The sequence below is a fragment of the Pseudomonas sp. P135 genome (genome assembly GCF_020312125.1).
GTDB lineage: Bacteria > Pseudomonadota > Gammaproteobacteria > Pseudomonadales > Pseudomonadaceae > Aquipseudomonas > Aquipseudomonas fragariae.
The window spans coordinates 61,744-82,605 of the sequence record NZ_JAGPYR010000022.1 but is presented as its reverse complement, the minus strand read 5'-3'; the positions used below and the strand labels follow the sequence as shown (position 1 = coordinate 82,605).

The 20,862-nt window shown below is 60.1% G+C and carries 18 protein-coding genes; 13 read left to right on the top strand and 5 right to left on the bottom strand.

Features of this window, described 5'->3' with window-relative positions; genetic code table 11:
* The first annotated feature begins 66 nt into the window (after window positions 1-66).
* The 6 genes from KBY08_RS23725 (at window position 67) to KBY08_RS23700 (ending at window position 6,931) form a co-directional block, all read left to right on the top strand.
* Window positions 67-1,431, top strand: a complete 1,365-nt coding sequence (locus KBY08_RS23725) for an aspartate aminotransferase family protein (RefSeq protein WP_024659815.1) — start codon at window positions 67-69, stop codon at window positions 1,429-1,431.
* A gap of 143 nt (window positions 1,432-1,574) precedes the next feature.
* Entirely contained in the window at window positions 1,575-2,672 is a 1,098-nt protein-coding gene (locus KBY08_RS23720; protein WP_024659814.1) for a polyamine ABC transporter substrate-binding protein, read from the top strand.
* Window positions 2,673-2,843: 171 nt separating this feature from the next.
* Window positions 2,844-3,938: a polyamine ABC transporter substrate-binding protein gene (locus KBY08_RS23715; protein ID WP_004407351.1), complete on the top strand. Its 1,095-nt coding sequence runs from the start codon at window positions 2,844-2,846 to the stop codon at window positions 3,936-3,938.
* 55 nt (window positions 3,939-3,993) lie between these two features.
* Window positions 3,994-5,136, top strand: a complete 1,143-nt coding sequence (potA, locus tag KBY08_RS23710) for a polyamine ABC transporter ATP-binding protein (protein ID WP_011269271.1) — start codon at window positions 3,994-3,996, stop codon at window positions 5,134-5,136.
* Window positions 5,133-6,053: an ABC transporter permease subunit gene (locus KBY08_RS23705; protein WP_003372160.1), complete on the top strand. Its 921-nt coding sequence runs from the start codon at window positions 5,133-5,135 to the stop codon at window positions 6,051-6,053. Before potA ends, KBY08_RS23705 begins: the two co-directional genes overlap by 4 nt.
* Window positions 6,050-6,931: an ABC transporter permease subunit gene (locus tag KBY08_RS23700; protein WP_004407356.1), complete on the top strand. Its 882-nt coding sequence runs from the start codon at window positions 6,050-6,052 to the stop codon at window positions 6,929-6,931. The genes KBY08_RS23705 and KBY08_RS23700 overlap by 4 nt, the downstream gene beginning before the upstream one ends.
* 1,192 nt (window positions 6,932-8,123) lie before the next feature.
* On the opposite strand, the gene KBY08_RS23695 is transcribed toward KBY08_RS23700, so the two are convergent.
* On the bottom strand, window positions 8,124-10,511 hold the full coding sequence (locus KBY08_RS23695) for a penicillin acylase family protein (RefSeq protein ID WP_024660156.1): 2,388 nt from the start codon (window positions 10,509-10,511) through the stop codon (window positions 8,124-8,126).
* A 270-nt stretch (window positions 10,512-10,781) separates the two neighbouring features.
* Here KBY08_RS23695 and KBY08_RS23690 point away from each other — a divergent pair, with 270 nt between their 5' ends.
* Window positions 10,782-11,723 carry an alpha/beta hydrolase gene (locus KBY08_RS23690; protein ID WP_024660157.1) on the top strand — a complete coding sequence of 314 codons (942 nt, stop codon included), beginning with the start codon at window positions 10,782-10,784 and terminating at the stop codon, window positions 11,721-11,723.
* Here the strand turns inward: KBY08_RS23690 and KBY08_RS23685 are convergent.
* Window positions 11,720-11,911: a hypothetical protein gene (locus tag KBY08_RS23685; protein ID WP_004407361.1), complete on the bottom strand. Its 192-nt coding sequence runs from the start codon at window positions 11,909-11,911 to the stop codon at window positions 11,720-11,722. The genes KBY08_RS23690 and KBY08_RS23685 overlap by 4 nt on opposite strands.
* 51 nt (window positions 11,912-11,962) lie before the next feature.
* Window positions 11,963-12,721: a DUF2059 domain-containing protein gene (locus KBY08_RS23680; RefSeq protein WP_003420191.1), complete on the bottom strand. Its 759-nt coding sequence runs from the start codon at window positions 12,719-12,721 to the stop codon at window positions 11,963-11,965.
* A gap of 141 nt (window positions 12,722-12,862) precedes the next feature.
* Here KBY08_RS23680 and KBY08_RS23675 point away from each other — a divergent pair, with 141 nt between their 5' ends.
* On the top strand, window positions 12,863-13,498 hold the full coding sequence (locus KBY08_RS23675) for a 2OG-Fe(II) oxygenase (protein ID WP_024660159.1): 636 nt from the start codon (window positions 12,863-12,865) through the stop codon (window positions 13,496-13,498).
* 138 nt (window positions 13,499-13,636) lie between these two features.
* Window positions 13,637-14,074 carry a DUF4399 domain-containing protein gene (locus tag KBY08_RS23670; protein ID WP_011269266.1) on the top strand — a complete coding sequence of 146 codons (438 nt, stop codon included), beginning with the start codon at window positions 13,637-13,639 and terminating at the stop codon, window positions 14,072-14,074.
* Between the two features lie 348 nt (window positions 14,075-14,422).
* Here the strand turns inward: KBY08_RS23670 and serA are convergent, their stop codons facing one another.
* On the bottom strand, window positions 14,423-15,652 hold the full coding sequence (serA, locus tag KBY08_RS23665) for a phosphoglycerate dehydrogenase (protein ID WP_002555754.1): 1,230 nt from the start codon (window positions 15,650-15,652) through the stop codon (window positions 14,423-14,425).
* A 160-nt stretch (window positions 15,653-15,812) separates the two neighbouring features.
* Between serA and KBY08_RS23660 the strand changes: the two genes are divergently transcribed.
* The 4 genes from KBY08_RS23660 to KBY08_RS23645 all read left to right on the top strand — a co-directional run bounded on the left by KBY08_RS23660 (window position 15,813) and on the right by KBY08_RS23645 (window position 20,112).
* Window positions 15,813-17,207 carry an FAD-binding oxidoreductase gene (locus tag KBY08_RS23660; protein WP_060400686.1) on the top strand — a complete coding sequence of 465 codons (1,395 nt, stop codon included), beginning with the start codon at window positions 15,813-15,815 and terminating at the stop codon, window positions 17,205-17,207.
* An 80-nt stretch (window positions 17,208-17,287) separates the two neighbouring features.
* The gene (locus tag KBY08_RS23655; protein ID WP_032655851.1) at window positions 17,288-17,953 is read left to right on the top strand and encodes a fumarylacetoacetate hydrolase family protein; all 666 of its coding nucleotides are present in this window, start codon (window positions 17,288-17,290) and stop codon (window positions 17,951-17,953) included.
* 182 nt (window positions 17,954-18,135) lie between these two features.
* A complete protein-coding gene (locus KBY08_RS23650) occupies window positions 18,136-19,080 on the top strand; it encodes an SdiA-regulated domain-containing protein (RefSeq protein WP_003397170.1) in 945 nt (314 codons plus the stop codon).
* Window positions 19,081-19,206: 126 nt separating this feature from the next.
* Complete coding sequence (locus KBY08_RS23645) at window positions 19,207-20,112, top strand: SdiA-regulated domain-containing protein (protein ID WP_032655850.1); 906 nt, start codon at window positions 19,207-19,209, stop codon at window positions 20,110-20,112.
* Between the two features lie 45 nt (window positions 20,113-20,157).
* Here KBY08_RS23645 and rpiA read toward each other — a convergent pair whose 3' ends face one another.
* Window positions 20,158-20,829 carry a ribose-5-phosphate isomerase RpiA gene (gene rpiA, locus KBY08_RS23640; RefSeq protein ID WP_003397175.1) on the bottom strand — a complete coding sequence of 224 codons (672 nt, stop codon included), beginning with the start codon at window positions 20,827-20,829 and terminating at the stop codon, window positions 20,158-20,160.
* Between the last annotated feature and the right edge of the window lie 33 nt (window positions 20,830-20,862).

Here is a 20,862-nt window from a genome sequence, read left to right as displayed (position 1 = left end):
ACGCAGAGCGCCGCCGCGGTCGAGGCGCGGCGCTCTGCCAACTGACCTGATCAAAGGAAGTGCTGCATGAGTGCCAACAACCCGCAAACCCTCGAATGGCAGGCCCTGAGCAGCGAGCATCACCTGGCACCGTTCAGCGACTACAAACAACTGAAAGAGAAAGGCCCGCGCATCATCACCCGTGCCGAGGGCGTTTATCTGTGGGACAGCGAGGGCAACAAGATCCTTGATGGCATGTCCGGCCTGTGGTGCGTGGCCATCGGTTATGGCCGCGAAGAACTGGCCGACGCAGCCAGCAAACAGATGCGCGAGCTGCCGTACTACAACCTGTTCTTCCAGACCGCCCACCCGCCGGTGCTGGAACTGGCCAAGGCCATCTCCGACATCGCTCCCGAGGGCATGAACCATGTGTTCTTCACCGGTTCAGGCTCTGAAGGCAATGACACGATGCTGCGCATGGTTCGTCATTACTGGGCGCTGAAAGGCCAGCCGAACAAGAAAACCATCATCAGCCGCGTCAATGGCTACCACGGCTCCACCGTCGCCGGTGCCAGCCTGGGTGGCATGACCTACATGCACGAACAGGGCGACCTGCCGATCCCGGGGGTGGTGCACATTCCACAGCCGTACTGGTTCGGCGAAGGCGGCGACATGACGCCGGACGAGTTCGGCATCTGGGCGGCCGAGCAACTGGAAAAGAAAATTCTCGAGCTGGGCGTCGAGAACGTCGGTGCGTTCATTGCCGAGCCGATCCAGGGCGCAGGCGGTGTGATCGTCCCGCCAGATTCCTACTGGCCGAAGATCAAGGAAATCCTGTCCCGCTACGACATCCTGTTCGCCGCCGATGAGGTGATTTGTGGCTTCGGGCGTACCAGTGAGTGGTTCGGTAGCGATTTCTACGGCCTCAAGCCGGACATGATGACCATCGCCAAAGGCCTGACCTCCGGTTACGTACCGATGGGCGGCCTGATCGTGCGCGATGAAATCGTTGCGGTGCTCAATGAGGGTGGCGATTTCAATCATGGCTTTACCTACTCCGGGCACCCGGTGGCGGCCGCGGTTGCGCTGGAGAACATCCGTATCCTGCGCGAAGAAAAGATCGTCGAACGGGTCAGGTCGGAAACGGCACCGTATTTGCAAAAGCGTTTGCGTGAGTTGAGCGATCATCCACTGGTGGGTGAAGTCCGCGGTGTCGGGCTGCTCGGGGCCATTGAACTGGTGAAGGACAAGACCACCCGCGAGCGCTATACCGACAAAGGCGCGGGAATGATCTGTCGAACCTTCTGCTTCGACAATGGCCTGATCATGCGGGCTGTGGGCGATACCATGATCATTGCGCCACCGCTGGTGATCAGTTTCGCGGAAATCGATGAGTTGGTAGAGAAGGCGCGCAAATGCCTGGATCTGACGCTGGCGGTGTTGCAGGGCTGAAAATGCCAAAAAAAGCGTCGATTCAAGCGCAATGTGCATTGTTTGAGGGGGCTTCGGCTTGAAAGCCTGCCCAGGAAGTTGCCAGACTAATGGCTACACGCCGCTAACTGACGGTCAGTGATAAAAATACATTGGAGCTACGCATGAAAAAATTTGGCAAGACCCTTCTCGCGCTGTCCCTGATGGGCGTTGTGGCCACTGCTGCGCAGGCCGATGACAAAGTGCTGCACGTCTATAACTGGTCCGATTACATCGCGCCGGACACCGTTGCCAAGTTCGAGAAAGAATCGGGCATCAAGGTGGTCTACGACGTTTTCGACAGCAACGAGACGCTGGAAGCCAAATTGCTCGCTGGCAAATCCGGCTATGACGTGGTCGTGCCATCCAACAACTTCCTGGCCAAGCAGATCAAGGCGGGCGTTTATCAGGAGCTGGACAAGTCCAAACTGCCGAACTGGAAGAACCTCAACGAATCACTGCTCAAGGCCGTGTCGGTCAGCGACCCGGATAACAAGCACGCATTCCCGTACATGTGGGGGTCGATCGGGATCGGCATCAACCCGGACAAGGTCAAGGCCGCTCTGGGTGCTGACGCGCCAGTCAATTCCTGGGACCTGCTGTTCAAGCCCGAGAACGCTGCCAAGCTGAAATCGTGCGGCATCAGCTTCCTCGACTCGCCGACCGAAATGCTGCCGATTGCCCTGCATTATCTGGGCTACCCGACCGACTCGCAGGACAAGAAGCAGCTCGCCGAAGCTGAAGCGCTGTTCATGAAGATTCGTCCGTCGATTGGCTATTTCCACTCGTCCAAGTACATCTCGGACCTGGCCAACGGCAACATCTGCGTAGCGGTCGGTTACTCGGGTGATATCTACCAGGCCAAATCCCGTGCTGCCGAAGCCGGTGGCAAGGTGAAGGTTGCCTACAACATTCCGAAAGAAGGCGCCGGCAGCTTCTATGACATGGTCGCCATTCCCAAGGATGCCGAAAACGTTGAAGGTGCCTACAAGTTCATGAACTTCCTGATGAGGCCGGAAGTCATGGCCGAAATCACCAACGCCGTGCGCTTCCCGAACGGTAACGCGGCGGCTACGGCGCTGGTCGACAAGGAAATCACCAGTGACCCTGGCGTTTATCCACCTGCCGACGTACAGGCCAAACTGTATGCAATCGCTGACCTGCCTGCAGCTACGCAGCGAATCATGACCCGCAGCTGGACCAAGATAAAGTCAGGTAAATAAGCCTGTCATCAAACCTGTGGATGCTGCGTAGCCTCGGCTGCGCAGCCTCCAGCAGACAGGAATATTGCCTAAACCTTTGCTGGTTGGACGCATAGACGGTAAGTTGCGCGCCGGTTTGGTTTTCCGGACGCCCTCCGGCGCTCAGGCCCCTCTGTTAAAAGGACTCATTCTTTGTCTATTTCTATTCTTTCCAAAGCCTTGCTGGCGGCTGCCGGCCTGACACTGACCCTCAGTGCCCAGGCTGAGTCCACCGTGCATATTTATAACTGGTCCGACTACATCGGCAAGACCACCCTGGCGGACTTCGAAGCCACCACCGGCATCAAGCCGATGTACGACGTGTTCGACTCCAACGAAACCCTGGAAGCCAAGCTGCTGGCCGGGCGCACCGGTTACGACGTGGTCGTGCCGTCCAATCACTTCCTCGGCAAGCAGATCAAGGCGGGTGCGTTCCAGAAGCTCGACAAGTCGCTGCTGCCCAACTACAAGAATCTCGACCCTGCGCTGCTCAAGCGTCTGGAGAAGAACGATCCGGGTAACCAGTACGCCGTGCCGTACCTGTGGGGCACCAACGGCATCGGTTACAACGTCGAGAAGGTCAAGGCCGTGTTGGGCGTCGACAAGATCGACTCCTGGGCCGTGCTGTTCGAGCCGGAGAACATCAAGAAGCTCTCCAGCTGTGGCGTAGCGTTTCTTGATTCTGCCGATGAAATGTTGCCAGCGGTGCTCAACTACCTTGGGCTGGACCCCAACAGCACCAAGGAAGCCGATTACAAGAAGGCCGAAGCCAAACTCATGGCGATTCGTCCTTACGTGACCTATTTCCACTCGTCCAAATACATCACCGATCTGGCCAATGGCGACATCTGCGTTGCCGCAGGTTTCTCGGGCGATGTGTTCCAGGCCAAGGCTCGTGCAGAAGAAGCGGGCAAGGGCGTGAAGCTCGCCTACAGCATCCCGAAAGAGGGCGGCAACCTGTGGTTCGACATGCTGGCCATTCCGGCTGATTCGAAAAACATCAAGGAAGCCAGCGCCTTCATCAACTACATGCTCGACCCCAGGGTGATCGCCAAGGTCAGCGATGAAGTCGGCTATGCCAACCCCAATCCCGCCTCCGGCGAGTTCATGGACCAGAAAATCCGTACTGACGCAGCGGTCTACCCGCCTCAGGAAGTGTTGGACCGGCTGTTCGTGAACAGCGAGTTGCCACCCAAGGTGCAACGTCTGATGACCCGCAGCTGGACCAAGGTCAAGTCGGGCAAATAAAAATCCAGCACCCGGCCATATGGGCCGGGTTGCCTATCTGTTGGGAGTTTCACCCATGGCAGTTGCCTCCGGCGCCTACAAGAAAGCCCTCGAAGGCGGTCAGCAACCCAAAGAGGTGCTGGTCAGGATTGATCGGGTCACGAAAAAGTTCGACGAGACGATCGCGGTGGACGATGTGTCCCTGCAGATCAACAAGGGCGAGATCTTCGCCCTGCTTGGCGGCTCTGGCTCCGGCAAATCGACACTGCTGCGCATGCTGGCCGGGTTCGAACGGCCGACCGAAGGCCGCATCTACCTCGACGGCGTCGACATCACCGACATGCCGCCGTACGAACGCCCGATCAACATGATGTTCCAGTCCTACGCGCTGTTCCCGCACATGACCGTGGCGGACAACATCGCCTTCGGCCTGAAGCAGGACAAGCTGGGCAAGCCGGAAATCGAAGCCCGCGTGGCGGAAATGCTCAAGCTGGTGCAGATGACCCAGTACGCCAAGCGCAAGCCGCATCAGCTCTCGGGTGGTCAGCGTCAGCGCGTGGCCCTGGCTCGTTCGCTGGCGAAAAAGCCCAAGCTGTTGCTGCTCGACGAGCCGATGGGTGCGCTGGACAAGAAACTGCGTTCGCAGATGCAACTGGAGCTGGTGGAGATCATCGAGCGCGTCGGCGTGACCTGCGTGATGGTGACTCACGATCAGGAAGAGGCCATGACCATGGCCGAGCGCATCGCGATCATGCACCTGGGCTGGATCGCGCAGATCGGCAGCCCGATCGACATCTACGAGACCCCGACCAGCCGTCTGGTCTGCGAATTCATCGGCAGCGTCAACCTCTTCGAAGGTGACGTGATCGAGGACATGGAAGCCCATGCGCTGATCCGCAGCCCCGAGCTGGAGCGCAATATCTATGTCGGCCACGGCGTCAGTACGTCGGTGGAAGACAAGCACATTACCTACGCACTGCGTCCGGAGAAGCTGCTGATCACCACCGAGCAGCCAGGCTTCGAATACAACTGGTCGCGTGGCAAGGTCCACGACATCGCCTATCTGGGCGGTCATTCGGTGTTCTACGTCGAGCTGCCGGGCGGCAAGCTGGTGCAGTCGTTTGTCGCCAACGCCGAGCGGCAGGGCGCGCGACCTACCTGGGGCGATGAAGTCTACGTCTGGTGGGAAGACGACAGCGGCGTGGTACTGCGCTCATGAAAATCCGCAAGATCAAGCGCGCGTTCGAGCGCATAAAGCCCAACGGGCGGCAGATGGTCATCGGCGTGCCGTTCCTCTGGCTGTTCCTGTTCTTTGCTCTGCCGTTTCTGATCGTGCTCAAGATCAGCTTCGCCGAGGCCGACGTCGCGATCCCGCCGTACACCGAAATCTTCAGCTACGCCGACGAAAAGCTGCAGATGGTCCTCAACTTCGCCAACTACACCTTGCTCAGTGGCGATGATCTGTACGTTTCGGCCTATCTGGGCTCGCTGAAGATGGCCTTCATCAGCACCTTGCTGTGTCTGCTGATTGGCTATCCGATGGCCTACGCCATCGCCAGCGCGCGCAAGGACCTGCAAACCGTGCTGTTGCTGCTGATCATGATGCCGACCTGGACGGCGATCCTGATCCGCGTCTACGCCTGGATGGGCATCCTCAGCAACAACGGGCTGCTCAATGCATTCCTGATGTGGCTGGGCCTGATCGACGCGCCGTTGCAGATCCTCAACACCAACCTGGCGGTGTACATCGGCGTGGTCTATTCCTACCTGCCGTTCATGATCTTGCCGCTGTACGCCAACCTTGTGAAGCACGACACCAGCCTGCTGGAAGCCGCGTCCGACCTGGGTTCGAGTACCTTCAACAGCTTCTGGAAAATCACCGTGCCGCTGTCCAAGAACGGCGTGATCGCCGGCTGCATGCTGGTATTCATTCCGGTGGTCGGTGAGTTCGTGATTCCCGAGCTGCTCGGCGGCCCGGAAACCCTGATGATCGGCCGCGTGCTGTGGCAGGAATTCTTCAACAACCGTGACTGGCCGGTGGCTTCGGCGCTGGCGGTCATCATGCTGCTGGTGCTGATCGTGCCCATCATCCTGTTCAACCGCAGTCAGGCCAAAGAACTGGAGGGCAAGGCATGAACCGCTTTCGATTCTCGAACCTGATGCTGGTGCTGGGTTTGCTGTTCATCTATGCGCCGATGGTGATTCTGGTCATCTACTCGTTCAACGCCTCGCAACTGGTGACGGTCTGGGGCGGCTGGTCGGTGAAGTGGTACGTCGGCCTGCTGGACAACTCGCAACTGATGGGCTCGGTGATGCGCTCGCTGGAAATCGCCTGCTACACCGCCGTTGCTGCGGTGGCGCTGGGGACCATGGCGGCGTTTGTGCTGACCCGCATCAGCCGCTTCAAGGGCCGCACGTTCTTTGGCGGGCTGGTCACAGCTCCCTTGGTAATGCCGGAAGTGATCACCGGTCTGTCGCTGTTGCTGCTGTTCGTGGCCATGGCGCAGATGATCGGCTGGCCGCAGGAACGCGGCATCATGACCATCTGGATCGCGCACACGACGTTCTGTGCGGCCTACGTGGCGGTGGTGGTGTCGGCGCGGCTGCGTGAGCTGGACCTGTCGATCGAAGAAGCCGCAATGGACCTGGGCGCCCGTCCGTGGAAGGTGTTCTTGCTGATCACTATCCCGATGATCGCACCGTCGCTGGCAGCCGGGGGCATGATGTCCTTCGCGCTGTCGCTGGACGACCTGGTGCTCGCCAGCTTCGTTTCCGGGCCCGGCTCGACGACCTTGCCAATGGAAGTGTTCTCAGCTGTGCGTCTGGGTGTGAAGCCTGAAATCAACGCCGTAGCGAGCCTGATCCTGCTGGCCGTGTCACTGGCGACCTTTCTGGTCTGGTTCTTCACCCGCCGCGCGGAAAACAACCGCAAGCGTGCGATCCAGCAAGCCATCGAGGAAAGCGCGGCAGACGCCTGGAAACAGCCTGATCCAAGGCGTGCTCCGGCGGCGTGAAGACCTGATTGCGCGCGATACACAAGTCCGCTCCTGATTCTGCCCTCCGGGCGTGGGAGCCAACTTGTTCGCGAAGATGTTGGTCGCAAGTCCGCTCTTGATTCTGCCCGCAGGGCGTAGGAGCGAACTTGTTCGCGAACTGCCGGGGACCGGCAGCCAAACCAGCGACCCCGGTTGTGCCTGATGTATCGCACGTGACGGTTTCACTGTCGGTTCCCGACAGTTCGCGAGCAAGCTCGCCCCCACGCCCTCCGGGCAGAAGCCCCATTTCCGGGCTCGGCGCAGAGAGTGTCGCTACGCCCCCTGCACCAGCCGCAAAACGCCTGGAAGCAGCCTGATCGGGCGCGATACGCAAGTTCGCTCCTGATTCTGCCCGCAGGGCGTGGGAGTGAGCTTGCTCGCGAAGACGTTGGTCGCAGGTCCGCTCTTGATTCTGGCCGAAGGCCGTAGGAACTTGCTCGCGAACTGCCGGGGACCGGCAGCAAAACCAGCGACCTCGGTTGTGCCTGATGTACCGTACGTGACGGTTTCACTGTCGGTTCCCGACAGTTCGCGAGCAAGCTCGCTCCCACGCCCTCCGGGCAGAAGCCCCATTTCTGGGCTCGGTACAGAGAGTGTCGCTACGCCCCCTGCACCAGCCGCAAAACGCCTGGAAGCAGCCTGATCGGGGCGATACACAGATTCTGCCCGCAGGGCGTAGGAGCGAACTTGTTCGCGAAGACGTTGGTCGCAGGTCCGCTCTTGATTCTGCCCGCAGGGCGTAGGAGCGAACTTGTTCGCGAACTGCCGGGGACCGGCAGCCAAACCAGCGACCCCGGTTGTGCCTGATGTACCGCACGTGACGGTTTCACTGTCGGTTCCCGACAGTTCGCGAGCAAGTTCGCTCCCACGCCCTCCGGGCAGAAGCCCCGTTTCCGGGCTCCGCGCAGAGAGTGTCGTTACGCCCCCTGCACCAGCCGCAAAACGCCTGGAAGCAGCCTGATCGGGGCGATACACAGATTCTGCCCGCAGGGCGTGGGAGTGAGCTTGTTCGCGAACTGCCGGGGACCGGCAGCCAAACCAGCGACCTCGATTGTGCCTGATGTACCGTACGTGACGGTTTCACTGTCGGTTCCCGACAGTTCGCGAGCAAGCTCGCTCCCACGCCCTCCGGGCAGAAGCCCCATTTCCGGGCCCGGCGCAGAGAGTGTCGCTACGCTCCTGGCACCAACCGTAAAACCCCTTCCGTATGCTCCGCCACATCCTTCTCGCTGAAGCGCTGTGGCAGGTACTCGCCGTTCACGAAGGCCTTGGCCTGATCCGAATAGTGCTTGTCGAATGGCACGCCGCTTTGTCCTACCGGGTTTATCCCCAGGCTATGCGCCGGGTCGGCGAAGTCGATCAGGCGGCGCGTCGAGGGGCCGTAGCCGACTGGCCACGGGGCAGGGCGGATGCTCGACGACAGGTTGTTCGGCACTTCATGCGTGCCCGGCGCTGCGTACGGGCCGACGTTGAAAATCATGTCCAGCGGCTTCTGCGAACCCAATGGGTGGCCTTGGGTCAGGGTATGCGCCTTGCCCCACACCCATTCGTCCGGGTTGGTGCCGTACAGCGACCTCAAATGCGAAACACTGGCGCGCCAGGCCACCTTGACGGTGTTGGCGCGGCTTTCTTCGTGGGGTGAATTGCGATTGTTCCACCACGGCGAATCGGCATCGGCGGCCAGGCGCGGCAGGGCAGCGTCCATTACGCGGCTCGACAGCAGGGTTTCAAACATCGCGTCGCCCAGTTCGTCGTGAAAGGTCTCTTCGGTCAGGTCGAACAGGAACTGATTGAACAGCGTGGCGCCCACCGAATCGACAGGGTAATCGCCTTTCCAGCTGGCCAGTCGTTCCACGAGTGCCAGTTCGTCCGGGTCGCTGACAACACTGCGCAGTACCGGAATCAATGGCCTGAGAATGCTCGGTGCATAGTCGGTCTGCGTGTCCAGTTGCAGCGCCTTGCTGGCGGCAAGGTCCCACTTGACGCTGGCGTCACTCAGTTGCCGGTTCAGCTCCTGGCCACGTTCGGCCGGGTTGTAGTAGCCGGGAATCTGCATACCGGTCGGCGACAGCGGCTGGAAATTGGCTGAGACGATGTAACCACGCGCCGGGTTTTCTTCGTGCGGGTTGGCGCTGAACGGGTAAAAACCGAGCTTATCGGCCTGCGCCGTGCTGCCGTCCAGAATGAAGGTGGGGTTGACGCCTTGCGGGCGGATCGGCAATTGCGCCGCAGCCCACCAGCCGATATCGCCTTTGGCGTTGGCCCAGACGATGTTGAGGCCCGGTGACTGAATCTTCTCGGCCGCGCTACGCATCTTGTCCAGCGTATCGGCGCGGTTGGCCTCGTAAAAACCGTCCAGCACCGGGTTGGCAGACACCAGAAAAGACCACCACATCGCAATTGGCGCCTGGCCGGCGTTCTTGCCCATCACGTTGTTGACGATAGGGCCGTGCGGCGATTCGAGCAGCGTCAGTGTGACCGGCGCCTGGCCTTTGACGGCGATCTGCTGCTCGGTGCGTTTCATGTCCACCCACTGCCCGTGGTACCAGACCTGATTCGGGTTATCCGGGTTGGTCTTCTCGGCAATCAGGTCCACGTCGTCATTCTGGAACATGGTCAGGCTCCAGCCGAAGTCCATGTTGTGGCCCAGCAACGCGAACGGGTTGAGCGCCGGAAAGTGCCCGTACAGCTCAAAGCCCGGCGCCGACAACTGCGCTTCGTACCATACCGAAGGCACCGAGAAGCGGATGTGCGGGTCACCGGCGAGGATCGGCTTGCCGCTTTGCGTGCGGCTGCCGGAAATCACCCAGGCGTTGCTGCCTTCGAACTGCGGCAGGCCAGCGTCTTCAAGCGCCTTGTGACTCAACTGCGCGAGCTGATTCAGGCCCTTCCAGTCGGCGTCGGCCAGTGCCGGTTTCGAGTCGAGCATGCCGTCCGGGTGCCAGTCCAGGTCGAAGACTTTCAAGTACTCCGGACCCAGCTGATCACGGACGTAGGTCAGCAGTGGCTCGGTTCTGAACGCCGCGGCAAAGCTGTAAGCCAGATAGCCGGCGATGCTGACCGTGTCCTCTGGGGTGAACCGCCGTCTGGGAATGCCCAGCGCGTCGAACTCCATCGGCCTTGCGTGGGTGTCCTGATACTGGTTGATGCCGTCGATGTAGGCTTCCAGCGCTTTCCAGGTCGGGGTGTTCTTGTCCTGACGTGCGACATACGCATCCGCGTGCTCACGAATGCGCAGGCTGCGAAACAGCTTGTCGGTCTCGAGCAGATTCGGCCCCAGTACCTCTGCCAGCTCGCCACGTGCCAGGCGACGCAGCATTTCCATCTGGAACAGTCGGTCCTGAGCCTGGGCATAGCCCAGCGCACGGTAAAGGTCGGCTTCGTTCTCGGCGCGGATGTGCGGCACGCCACGCTCGTCGTAGCGCAGGGTGACGGGGGCCTGAAGACGGCTCATGGCGATCTCGCCATCACGTACCGGCAGTTTGCTATTTACGTACCAGCCCGCGCCACCCGCAAGCAGGGCGATGATGATGGCTAGAATGAAGAGGCTGCGTTTCATCCGTTTTCTCTGTAAATGGCGTAGGCAGGAATGGAGACTATCGTTGTGACGCAGTTGACTCGATGAAACCCGACACACGAGTCTGTTTGAAACGGCTTCAGGGCGAATTCGGGCGAGTGAATTCGCGCGCATCGCCCAGTGTGCAGACAACAATGTGCACGTTCGATGACAGATATCTGCGATTACAGCCGCTTAGCTTGCCATGCCGAAGCAGACAGAAGAATATCGTTACACAACTTTACGAGCCATTTGTTGAAATCTGGAAACCACATGTCCGCCACGTTTGACCCCGATAACCTGCGTGCCAGCCTGCTGCCGCTGAGCGTTATTGACCCGCTTTCCATGGAGGGACTGGCCTATCAGCGCTTCTACGGTCTTGCCGGACTGTGTGGCGAGAACGTCATACGCAGCTGGCTGGGGCGCCTCGATGTGGCGGGCTACGAGGTGGTCGGGCAGGTATGGCTGCCTGATAGCCCGGTCGCCACGCTGTTTCTGTTTCACGGCTTCTATGACCACATGGGACTGTACCGGCATGTGATCGAATGGGCTCTGGAGCAGCGCTTTGCGGTGATCGCCTGCGACCTGCCGGGGCATGGTCTGTCGAGCGGCAGCCGCGCCTGCATCAATGACTTCGCCGAGTACCAGCTGGTGTTGCAACGCCTGCTGCTCGAAGCCGAAGGCCTCGGGCTACCACATCCCTGGCACCTGTGCGGACAAAGCATGGGCGGTGCCATCGTGACGGATCACCTGCTTCATCAGGGCGCAGACTCGCCCGCGCAGGGCGAGGTGATCCTGCTGGCGCCGCTGGTCAGGCCGCGCGCCTGGGGCTGGTCGCGTCTGAGTTATCACCTGCTCAGACCGTTCGTGAACGGCATTGCCCGCCGTTTCACCGAAAACTCCAATGCGCCCGCGTTCCTGCCGTTTCTGATGGCCGATCCGTTACAGCCGCTGCGACTGCCCACGGCCTGGGTCGGCGCGCTGGGGCAATGGATCGTGCGTGTTGAAAGTGCGCCGCGCAGCCTGCGCAGCCCGCTGATCATCCAGGGCGAGGCGGACATGACGGTCGACTGGTCGCACAATCTGGCGATCCTGAAAGACAAGTTCAGCCAGCCGCAGATTCTGATGCTCGGGCACGCCCGGCATCATCTGGCCAACGAAACGCCCGAGCTGCGGGCTCGGTACTTTGATTTTCTGAAAGGGCGACTGCGTTAGACTTTTTCAGCCTTGCCAGCCTGCAGCGCCTTTACCTGTCGGCGCAGGCGAGCGTTGTCAACGGCCGTGATGACGAGCATCAACGCCCCAAACACGGCAAAGGCGTCCTGTCCCAGAGAACTCCAGAACAGCCAGGCGAAAAAGGCCATTACGATACCGGTGGCGAGCAAAGCCAATGAGTCTTTCATGCGATGGTGTCCATTCCTTTGACCTCAGGCGCTTGAAGGCCTGAACGGTTTTTACTGTCCGGGATTGAGGCTCGACGCACTCTGCCCGACCGCCAGCCCGGCGCGAATCGCGGCCAGAGCGGCCTGGTAATAGGCTTTACCTTCCGGCGACTCGGCGAAGGTCGAGAATTCTTCGAGCTCAGGGTCGGACAGGTCGCGATAGACGTACAGCAGCGTGTTGTTCAGATCGGCACTCATCTGCGCCATCAGTCGCTCGCGCTGGCCTTCGAGCATGCCCTGCGCCTGGCCTCCACCGAACAGGCCGGGAATCATCTGGCTGAGGCTGTCTGCGGCAACACCGGCGATGGCAAGGCTGACTTCCGCGCCGGCCTCTCTGGCCGGCAGCGCCTGGGCCAGATGGCCGATCAACAACTGACGCGTTGCGTCCGCTTCGATATGCGGCAGCCCCTGGGCATGTTTGGCCAGTTGATCGGCGCGGGTGGCGGTCAGCTCGGCATTGACGATCTTGCGGCCCAGCGGCGACTGGAAAAACTGCAGCGACGGGGCAGGGTCCTTGAGGCTTTCACGCAGGCGCTTCGACGCGCGCTGGTCCATGGCCTGGGGGGCGAAACGCTGATTGCTGTTATTGACCAGCGCTTGATAAACCGCGGGCGGCAGGTTGTTGCTGTAGCGCTGTTGGGCAGCCTTGAGAGCATCGTTGAAATGCGCGCGCTGTTCCGGCCAGCCTGCAGACTTGTACAACTGATCGTAGCTGTCTGCCCAGGCAGGTGAGGTGCAGAACATCAACAGCAAAACAAACAAACGACGCATTGGGGACTCCTGTCGGCAGGCCGCTATTCTCCCGGTGTTGGCGTGGATTTGTCGAGTTATGAGTGCCTTCGGTGAATGAAATCTCGCGCGCGTGATACCGCCTGTATAAGCCTCTGTCCGATTTCAGAGCTTATGGATACTATGCACGCCATGCGCATACCCTCTGACCACCCACTGCTGTTGCGAATCGTCGACGATCTGGCCGCTAACGGCTGGTCGCAGCAGAATATTTTCCTGCCCGAAGCTCTGACTCTGGAACTTGAGCAAGAGTGCCGCAAACGTGCAGCGGAAGGTGAGCTCGAGCCTGCTGCGATTGGCAAGGGGCCGGCACTGGAAATACGCGAGGGTATTCGCGGTGACCGCATTCAGTGGCTTGAACCGGGGCAGGTGCAGTGCTGCGATCGCTATCTTGAGCTGATGGACAGTTTGCGTCAGGCGCTCAATCGCGGCCTTTTCCTCGGGCTGGAGGATTACGAAAGCCATTTCGCGCTGTATCCGCCGGGTGCCCGCTACCTCAGGCATGTGGATCGATTCCGCGATGACGACAGGCGCATGGTGTCGGCGGTGCTCTACCTCAACAGCGCATGGCTACCCGAGCACGGCGGTCAGTTGCGCATGTACCTCAAGGACGAGGTGGCTTACGACGTTCAGCCTGCGGGCGGCTGCCTGGTGGTCTTTCTGTCCGGCGAAATTCCCCACGAAGTCATGCCCGCCAGTCGTGATCGACTGTCACTGACGGGGTGGTTCAGACGCCGGGGCAACGAGCTGTTCCAGTGACCTGCAGGCTGCGTTCATGAAAACAGTTTCATCAACGCAATGAGCCATTGAGCCTGGCTGCGGTCTATCGTGAGCACTCCTGAACCGACGGATTCGTCGTGTGAGGGTCGACTTACGCCAACTGCAGCCGGAGCAATCATGAAATCCTTATTTTCTGGAACGATGGTCGCCGGCCTGTTGCTCAGCGCATCCATGCTGGCCAGCGCCGCCGATATACCACGCACCGCAGCCCCTGAAGGCGCCGAGGTGTACATCATCTCGCCCAAGGACGGTGAAACGGTCACCTCACCGTTCAAGGTGCAATTCGGTCTCAAAGGCATGGGCGTCGCGCCTGCGGGTGTCGATGTTCCCGAGACCGGTCACCATCACCTGCTGATCGACGTGAAGGACCAGCCGGCGATGAATGCACCGCTGCCGGTCAGCGACAACATCCGCCACTTCGGCAAGGGCCAGACCGAAACCGAAATCAACCTGCCGCCGGGCCAGCACACCCTGCAATTGCTGATGGGCGACAAAGGCCACATGCCGCTGAACCCTTCGGTCGAATCGAAGAAGATCACCATCAACGTGAAGTAGGGCTGTCAGTGCTGGTGTGACGCAGAGCGTCACGAACGGCATTCCCACGCTGGAGCGTGAGGAACGATTATCGCAACTATCGTGCGACGCTCTGCGTCGCATGCCTTTCTGGACGCTCTGCGTCCTCTTGCGACGCGGAGCGTCGTGAACGGCATTCCCACGCTGGAGCGTGAGGAACGATTATCGCAACTATCGTGCGACGCTCTGCGTCGCATGCCTTTCTGGACGCTCTGCGTCCTCTTGCGACGCGGAGCGTCGTGAACTGCATTCCCACGCTGGAGCGTGAGGAACGATAGGTGCCCGCAAGAACATCGCTCGTGCCCACACGGGGTGGGCACGGCGATCAGATCAGAACAGCACGCGGCTGCGGATGGTGCCTTTGATCTGTTGCAGCTTGGCCTGGGCGAGGTCGGAGTATTCGGCGTCGACGTCGATGACCACGTAGCCGACTTTCTCGTTGGTCTGCAGGAACTGACCGGAGATGTTGATACCGTTTTCGGCGAAGACCTTGTTGATCTCGCTGAGCACGCCCGGGATGTTTTCGTGGATGTGCAGCAGGCGGTGCTTGCCAGGGTGCGCAGGCAGCGCCACTTCCGGGAAGTTGACCGAGGACACCGACGTACCGTTGTCGCTGTACTTGACCAGTTTTTCCGCCACTTCCAGACCGATGTTGGCCTGCGCTTCGGCTGTGGAGCCACCGATGTGCGGCGTCAGGATCACGTTGTCCAGACCGCGCAGCGGGCTTTCGAAGATGTCGTCGTTCGAGCGCGGCTCGACCGGGAACACGTCGATGGCGGCGCCGATCAGGTGCTTGTCCTTGATGGCGTCAGCCAGTGCGTCCAGCTCGACCACCGTGCCACGCGCGGCGTTGATCAGGATGCTGCCCTTCTTCATCGCGCGGATTTCTTTCTCGCCGATCATCCACTGGGTTTCCGAGGTTTCCGGAACGTGCAGGGTGACGATATCGGACATGCCCAGCAGCTCGTTCAGGCTCGACACCTGAGTGGCGTTGCCCAGCGGCAGTTTGGTCAGCGTGTCGTAGAAGTACACCTGCATGCCCAGACCTTCGGCCAGCACCGACAGCTGCGTACCGATCGAACCATAACCGATGATGCCCAGCTTCTTGCCACGGATCTCGAAGGAGTTGGCCGCGCTCTTGATCCAGCCACCACGGTGGCAGGAAGCGTTCTTCTCGGGGATACCGCGCAGCAGCAGGATGGCTTCGGCCAATACCAGTTCGGCGACCGAGCGGGTATTGGAGTAGGGCGCATTGAACACTGCGATACCGCGCTCGCGCGCCGCGTTGAGGTCAACCTGGTTGGTGCCGATGCAGAAGCAGCCGACCGCAACCAGTTTCTTGGCGCAATCGAACAGCTCTTCGGTCAACTGAGTACGAGAGCGGATACCGATGAAATGGGCGTCGGCGATCTTTTCTTTCAGTTCGGCTTCCGGCAGAGACTTGGTGTGGTACTCGATGCTGGTGTAACCGGCTGCCTTGAGGACGTCGACAGCGGATTGGTGGACGCCTTCGAGAAGAAGGAACTTGATCTTGCTCTTGTCGAGGGAAGTCTTGCTCATCTGCGTAAACCTGTGTCCCGAAGAAAATTGGCAGGGGGTGGCCGGATCGGCTCTGGGCACGACTCGCGGGGGGCGTATGCTAGCATATGAGCCCCGCGAAACCTCATCCCGAACGTGAACCGTTCTCAGGATGCCCATGAATCGTTCGAGAGTTGATTCAATGACCGATCGCGTTTTGATTGATGAGCTGCAGACCCTGGTTGACCCTGGCAAGGTACTCACGGATGCCGGGTCTCTGGAGACTTACGGCAAGGACTGGACCAAGCAGTTCACCCCTGCGCCGCTGGCCATCGTATTCCCCAAGACCACCGAACAGGTGCAGGCCATCGTACTCTGGGCCAATGAGCGGCTGGTGGCGCTGGTGCCTTCGGGTGGACGAACCGGTCTTTCGGCGGCCGCGGTGGCCGCCAACGGTGAAGTGGTCGTCTCGTTCGATTACATGAACCAGGTGCTGGATCTGAACCTCACCGACCGCACGGCGGTCTGTCAGCCGGGCGTCATCACTCGTCAGTTGCAGGCGCTGGCTGAAGACAACGGCCTTTATTACCCGGTCGATTTCGCTTCTTCGGGCTCCAGCCAGATCGGCGGCAATATCGGCACCAATGCCGGCGGTATCAAGGTCATTCGCTACGGCATGACGCGCAATTGGGTCGCCGGCCTCAAGGTCGTCACCGGCAGGGGCGATCTGCTGGAATTGAACAAGGACCTGATCAAGAACGCCACCGGCTACGATTTGCGCCAATTGTTCATCGGTGCCGAGGGTACGCTGGGCTTTGTCGTCGAAGCGACCATGCGCCTCGATCGTGCGCCGAAGAACCTCACCGCGATGGTGCTGGGCACCTCGGACTTCAACTCGATCATGCCGGTGCTGCATGCCTTTCACGGCAAGCTCGACCTGACCGCCTTCGAATTCTTCTCGGACAAATCCTTCGCCCGCGTCATGGCGCGCGGTGATGTGCCGTCGCCTTTCGACACGCCGTGCCCGTTCTACGTATTGCTGGAATTCGAAGCGACCACCGAAGACCTCGCCGATCAGGCCCTGGCGACCTTCGAGCACTGCGTCGAGCAGGGTTGGGTGCTGGACGGCGTGATGAGCCAGAGCGAACAGCAATTACGCAACCTGTGGAAGCTGCGCGAATACATCTCGGAAACCATCTCGCACTTCACGCCATACAAAAACGATATCTCGGTCACTGTCTCGAAAGTGCCGGAGTTTCTGGCTGAAATCGATGCCATCGTTGCCGAACACTACCCGGACTTCGAAGTGCTGTGGTACGGCCACATTGGCGACGGCAATCTGCACCTGAACATCCTCAAGCCCGAGAGCCTCGACAAGGACGAGTTCTTCGTCAAATGTGCCAAGGTCAACAAGTGGGTGTTCGAGACCGTCGAAAAATACAACGGCTCGATTTCGGCCGAGCATGGCGTCGGGATGACCAAGCGTGACTATTTGACGTACAGTCGCTCGCCGGTCGAAGTCGAATACATGAAGGCGTTGAAAGCGGTGTTCGATCCCAACGGGATCATGAATCCCGGCAAAATCTTCGCCGTTTGAGCTGCCACAACCATTTGATCCGTCGCAACAACAAGGTCGCAACAATAAGCAGGCTACCTCTTACAGCCTCAGGAGACGTCATGAGCTACCAGCACAAATATGTCGATGGCACCAACATTCACTTCCCGCTGGGTAAAGTGGTCTGCATCGGGCGTAACTACGCCGAACACGCCAAGGAACTGGGCAACGCGGTGCCTACCGAGCCGCTGCTGTTCATGAAGCCTGGCAGCGCGGTGGTTGCGCTGGAGGGTGGCTTCTGCATCCCGGCAGACCGCGGTTCGGTGCATTACGAAGCCGAGATCGTGGTGTTGATCGGCAAGCCCCTGAGCAAGAACCCTTCGCGCGAAGAAGTACTCGACGCGATCAGCGGCTTTGCGCCTGGTCTGGACCTGACGTTGCGTGATGTCCAGTCGCGTCTGCGTGAGAAAGGCCTGCCGTGGGAGCTGGCCAAGTGTTTCGACGGCGCTGCGGTGATCCCGCCGTTCGTGCCCGCCGAGACCTTCCCTGATCTGGAGGACATCGGTATCCGCCTGACCCTCAATGGCAAGGTGGTTCAGGACGGCAACAGCAACATGATGCTCAACCCGATCGTGCCGATGATCCAGCACATGGCAGCCAACTTCTCGCTGCAGGCCGGCGACCTGATCATGACCGGCACGCCTGCCGGTGTCGGGCCGTTCGAAGCCGGCGACCAGATCGCCCTGGAACTGGTCGGGCAGACGCCGTTCGAGAGCGTCGTCAGGTAAGCCGACAGCATGTTCAGGCAGCGCCCAAAGCCACGCGGGGTCACTCCCGGGTGGCTTTTGTTTGTGGGGTGACTGATAGTTCGGTCGATTTTGCGTTTTTTTCACACCTGTTCCGGATAATCCGGCCGTCCCTGCAAGGGCATCCCGTCGTCATGAAGTCTCATTTGCTCAGGAACACATGAATGGCCAGTACTGCCGCAACGCCGCCTCGTACCAAAAAACGCTTCGCTTACCTGCGCAACATGCGCTGGTATTCGTGGTTGTTAGTGGTTGCCTTGCTGGGCTATGGGCTGGCGTTCATCATGCATTGGGATGATCGCGCGCTGCTCTGGTTCCAGGAGCGATTCGAGAGCAAGGCGGGCCGTCACGCCAGCATCTGGCTGCCGGACTACCACGTGGATATCGACGCCAAGGTGCTGCCCGGCATGGAAAAGGACGAGGCGTCGGACCTGTCCTATAACCCGGTGACCAAAACGCTGTTTGCGGTCATGGGCAAAAATGCGTTTCTGGTGGAGCTGACGCTCACGGGCGATGTACTGCGCAAGATCCCTCTGGTGGGCTGGAGCAATCCGGAAGGCGTTGCCGTCATGAACGATGGCCTGATTGCGATCACCGATGAGCGCCAGCACAAGTTGACCATCGTTAAAGTGAACGCCGACACCACCACCCTGAACATCGCGGATTTCCCCCAGTACGAACTCGGCAAGTCCGCCAACCAGAACAAGGGCTTCGAAGGCATCGCCTGGGACCCGCAGCGTCAGCAGCTGATACTGGGCGAGGAGCGACCTCCTGCGCTGTACACCTGGAAAAGTAATGGCAGCGACGTGCTGGCAGGCGACAAGCAGCCGCTATCGAGTCGCTCGCTGGACATGCGCAATCTGTCCTCGCTGAGCATTGATCCGCGCACGGGCCACATGCTCGCGCTGTCTGCCGATTCGCACATGTTGCTGGAAGTCGACGATCAAGGCGAGCAGGTGAGCTTCATGACATTGTTGGGCGGCATGAACGGTTTGAAGGATACAATTCCGCGCGCAGAAGGCGTGGCCCTCGATGAGGCCGGTACGCTGTACATGGTCAGCGAACCGAACCTGTTCTATTCGTTTCACAGGGCGCTGCGCAAGCACTGAGCCAGGACGGCAGCTACACAGGTCGCCGATACACATTCGGCAAACATATAGCACCATGCCATTAAGCTTGCTTTCAGGATGGCATGGTATCAATCCCGTCCGCTCAATCCGTCCGAGTCACCCTTAATGCGCCGCTCTACTCGCTCTTTAGTCCTGCTTCTGGCCCTTGTACCTCTGATCGTTATATTCGTGATCGCCAATCAGCGATACCGCTATGTTGAAAGCGCCCTGTTCGACTGGCAGGTGTTCTGGCAGTCCGACTCGCTTCACTCCATTGGCCTGGATCAGTACCGCGTCGTCACAGAAGCACAGGTGATCGACGGGCTGCAGGATGATGTCTCGGGCCTGAGTTACGACCCGGACCGCAAGAGCCTGTTTACGGTGACCAACCAGAACCCCGAACTGGTCGAACTGAGCCTGGACGGTCGTGTGCTGCGGCGCATTCCACTGGTGGGATTCGGTGATGCCGAGGCCGTCGAATACATCAGTCCGGGCACTTACGTGATCAGCGATGAGCGCAGGCTCCGGCTGATTCAGATTCACGTCGATGACAACACCAAAAGTCTGGACGCCGCCCAGGCCGAGCAACTGACGCTGGGCATCACCGCCAGCGGCAACAAAGGCTATGAAGGGCTGGCCTATGATTCGGTCGGCAAGCGCCTGTTTGTCGCCCGCGAGCGTGATCCGGTGCAGATCATTGAGGTGCGCGGCTTTCCCAGGACCAACTCCGAGGCTCCCGGCAATCTGCAGGTCATCTCCAACAGCAAGCGCGATGGCCGACTGTCGGTTCGTGACCTCTCCAGCCTGCAATTCGATGAGACCAGCGGCCATTTGCTGGCGTTGTCCGATGAGTCGAAGCGCATTCTCGAACTCGACACCAGTGGTCATCCGATTGGCAGCGGCTCGCTGGCAAAAGGGGCGATGGGGCTGAGCAAGGACGTGCCGCAGGCGGAAGGGATGGCCATGGACGCGGAAGGGGCGTTGTATCTGGTGAGCGAGCCGAACCTTTTTTACGTGTTCCGCAAGCCTTGAGCCTGTGAGGGTCATGCCCACCTTGCGTGGGCACGACCGGTTTTATCAGCGCGTCAGGGTTTTCACGCCTTCAGCGGTACCCAGCAGCAACAGGTCGGCCGGACGGGCGGCGAACAGGCCATTGGTGACCACGCCGACGATGGCGTTGATCTGCGCTTCCAGCTCCACCGGGTTGGTAATGCTCATGTTGTGCACATCAATGATGATGTTGCCGTTGTCGGTCAGAACACCTTCGCGATAAACCGGGTCGCCGCCCAGTTTCACCAGTTGCCGCGCAACGTGGCTGCGGGCCATCGGAATGACTTCGACCGGCAGCGGGAACGCGCCCAGCACCGGCACCAGCTTGCTGCCGTCGGCGATGCAGATGAAGGTCTTGGCCACCGCCGCGACGATTTTTTCGCGAGTCAGTGCCGCGCCGCCGCCCTTGATCAGGTTCAGGTGCTCGTCGCTTTCGTCGGCGCCGTCGACATAGAACTCCAGGTCGCTGACCGTGTTCAGCTCATAGACCGGAATGCCGTGCGCCTTGAGGCGCGCCGCAGTGGCTTGCGAGCTGGCGACAGCGCCGTCAAAGGCGGCCTTGTGCTTTGCCAGTGCGTCGATGAAGCAATTGGCCGTGGAGCCGGTGCCGACGCCCACAATGCTTTTGTCATCGAGCTTCGGAAGGATGAAGTCGACAGCTGCCTGGGCGACTGCCTGTTTGAGTTGATCCTGGGTCATGCGGGCTCCACGGTGCCTGATGTAGGTAGAAGA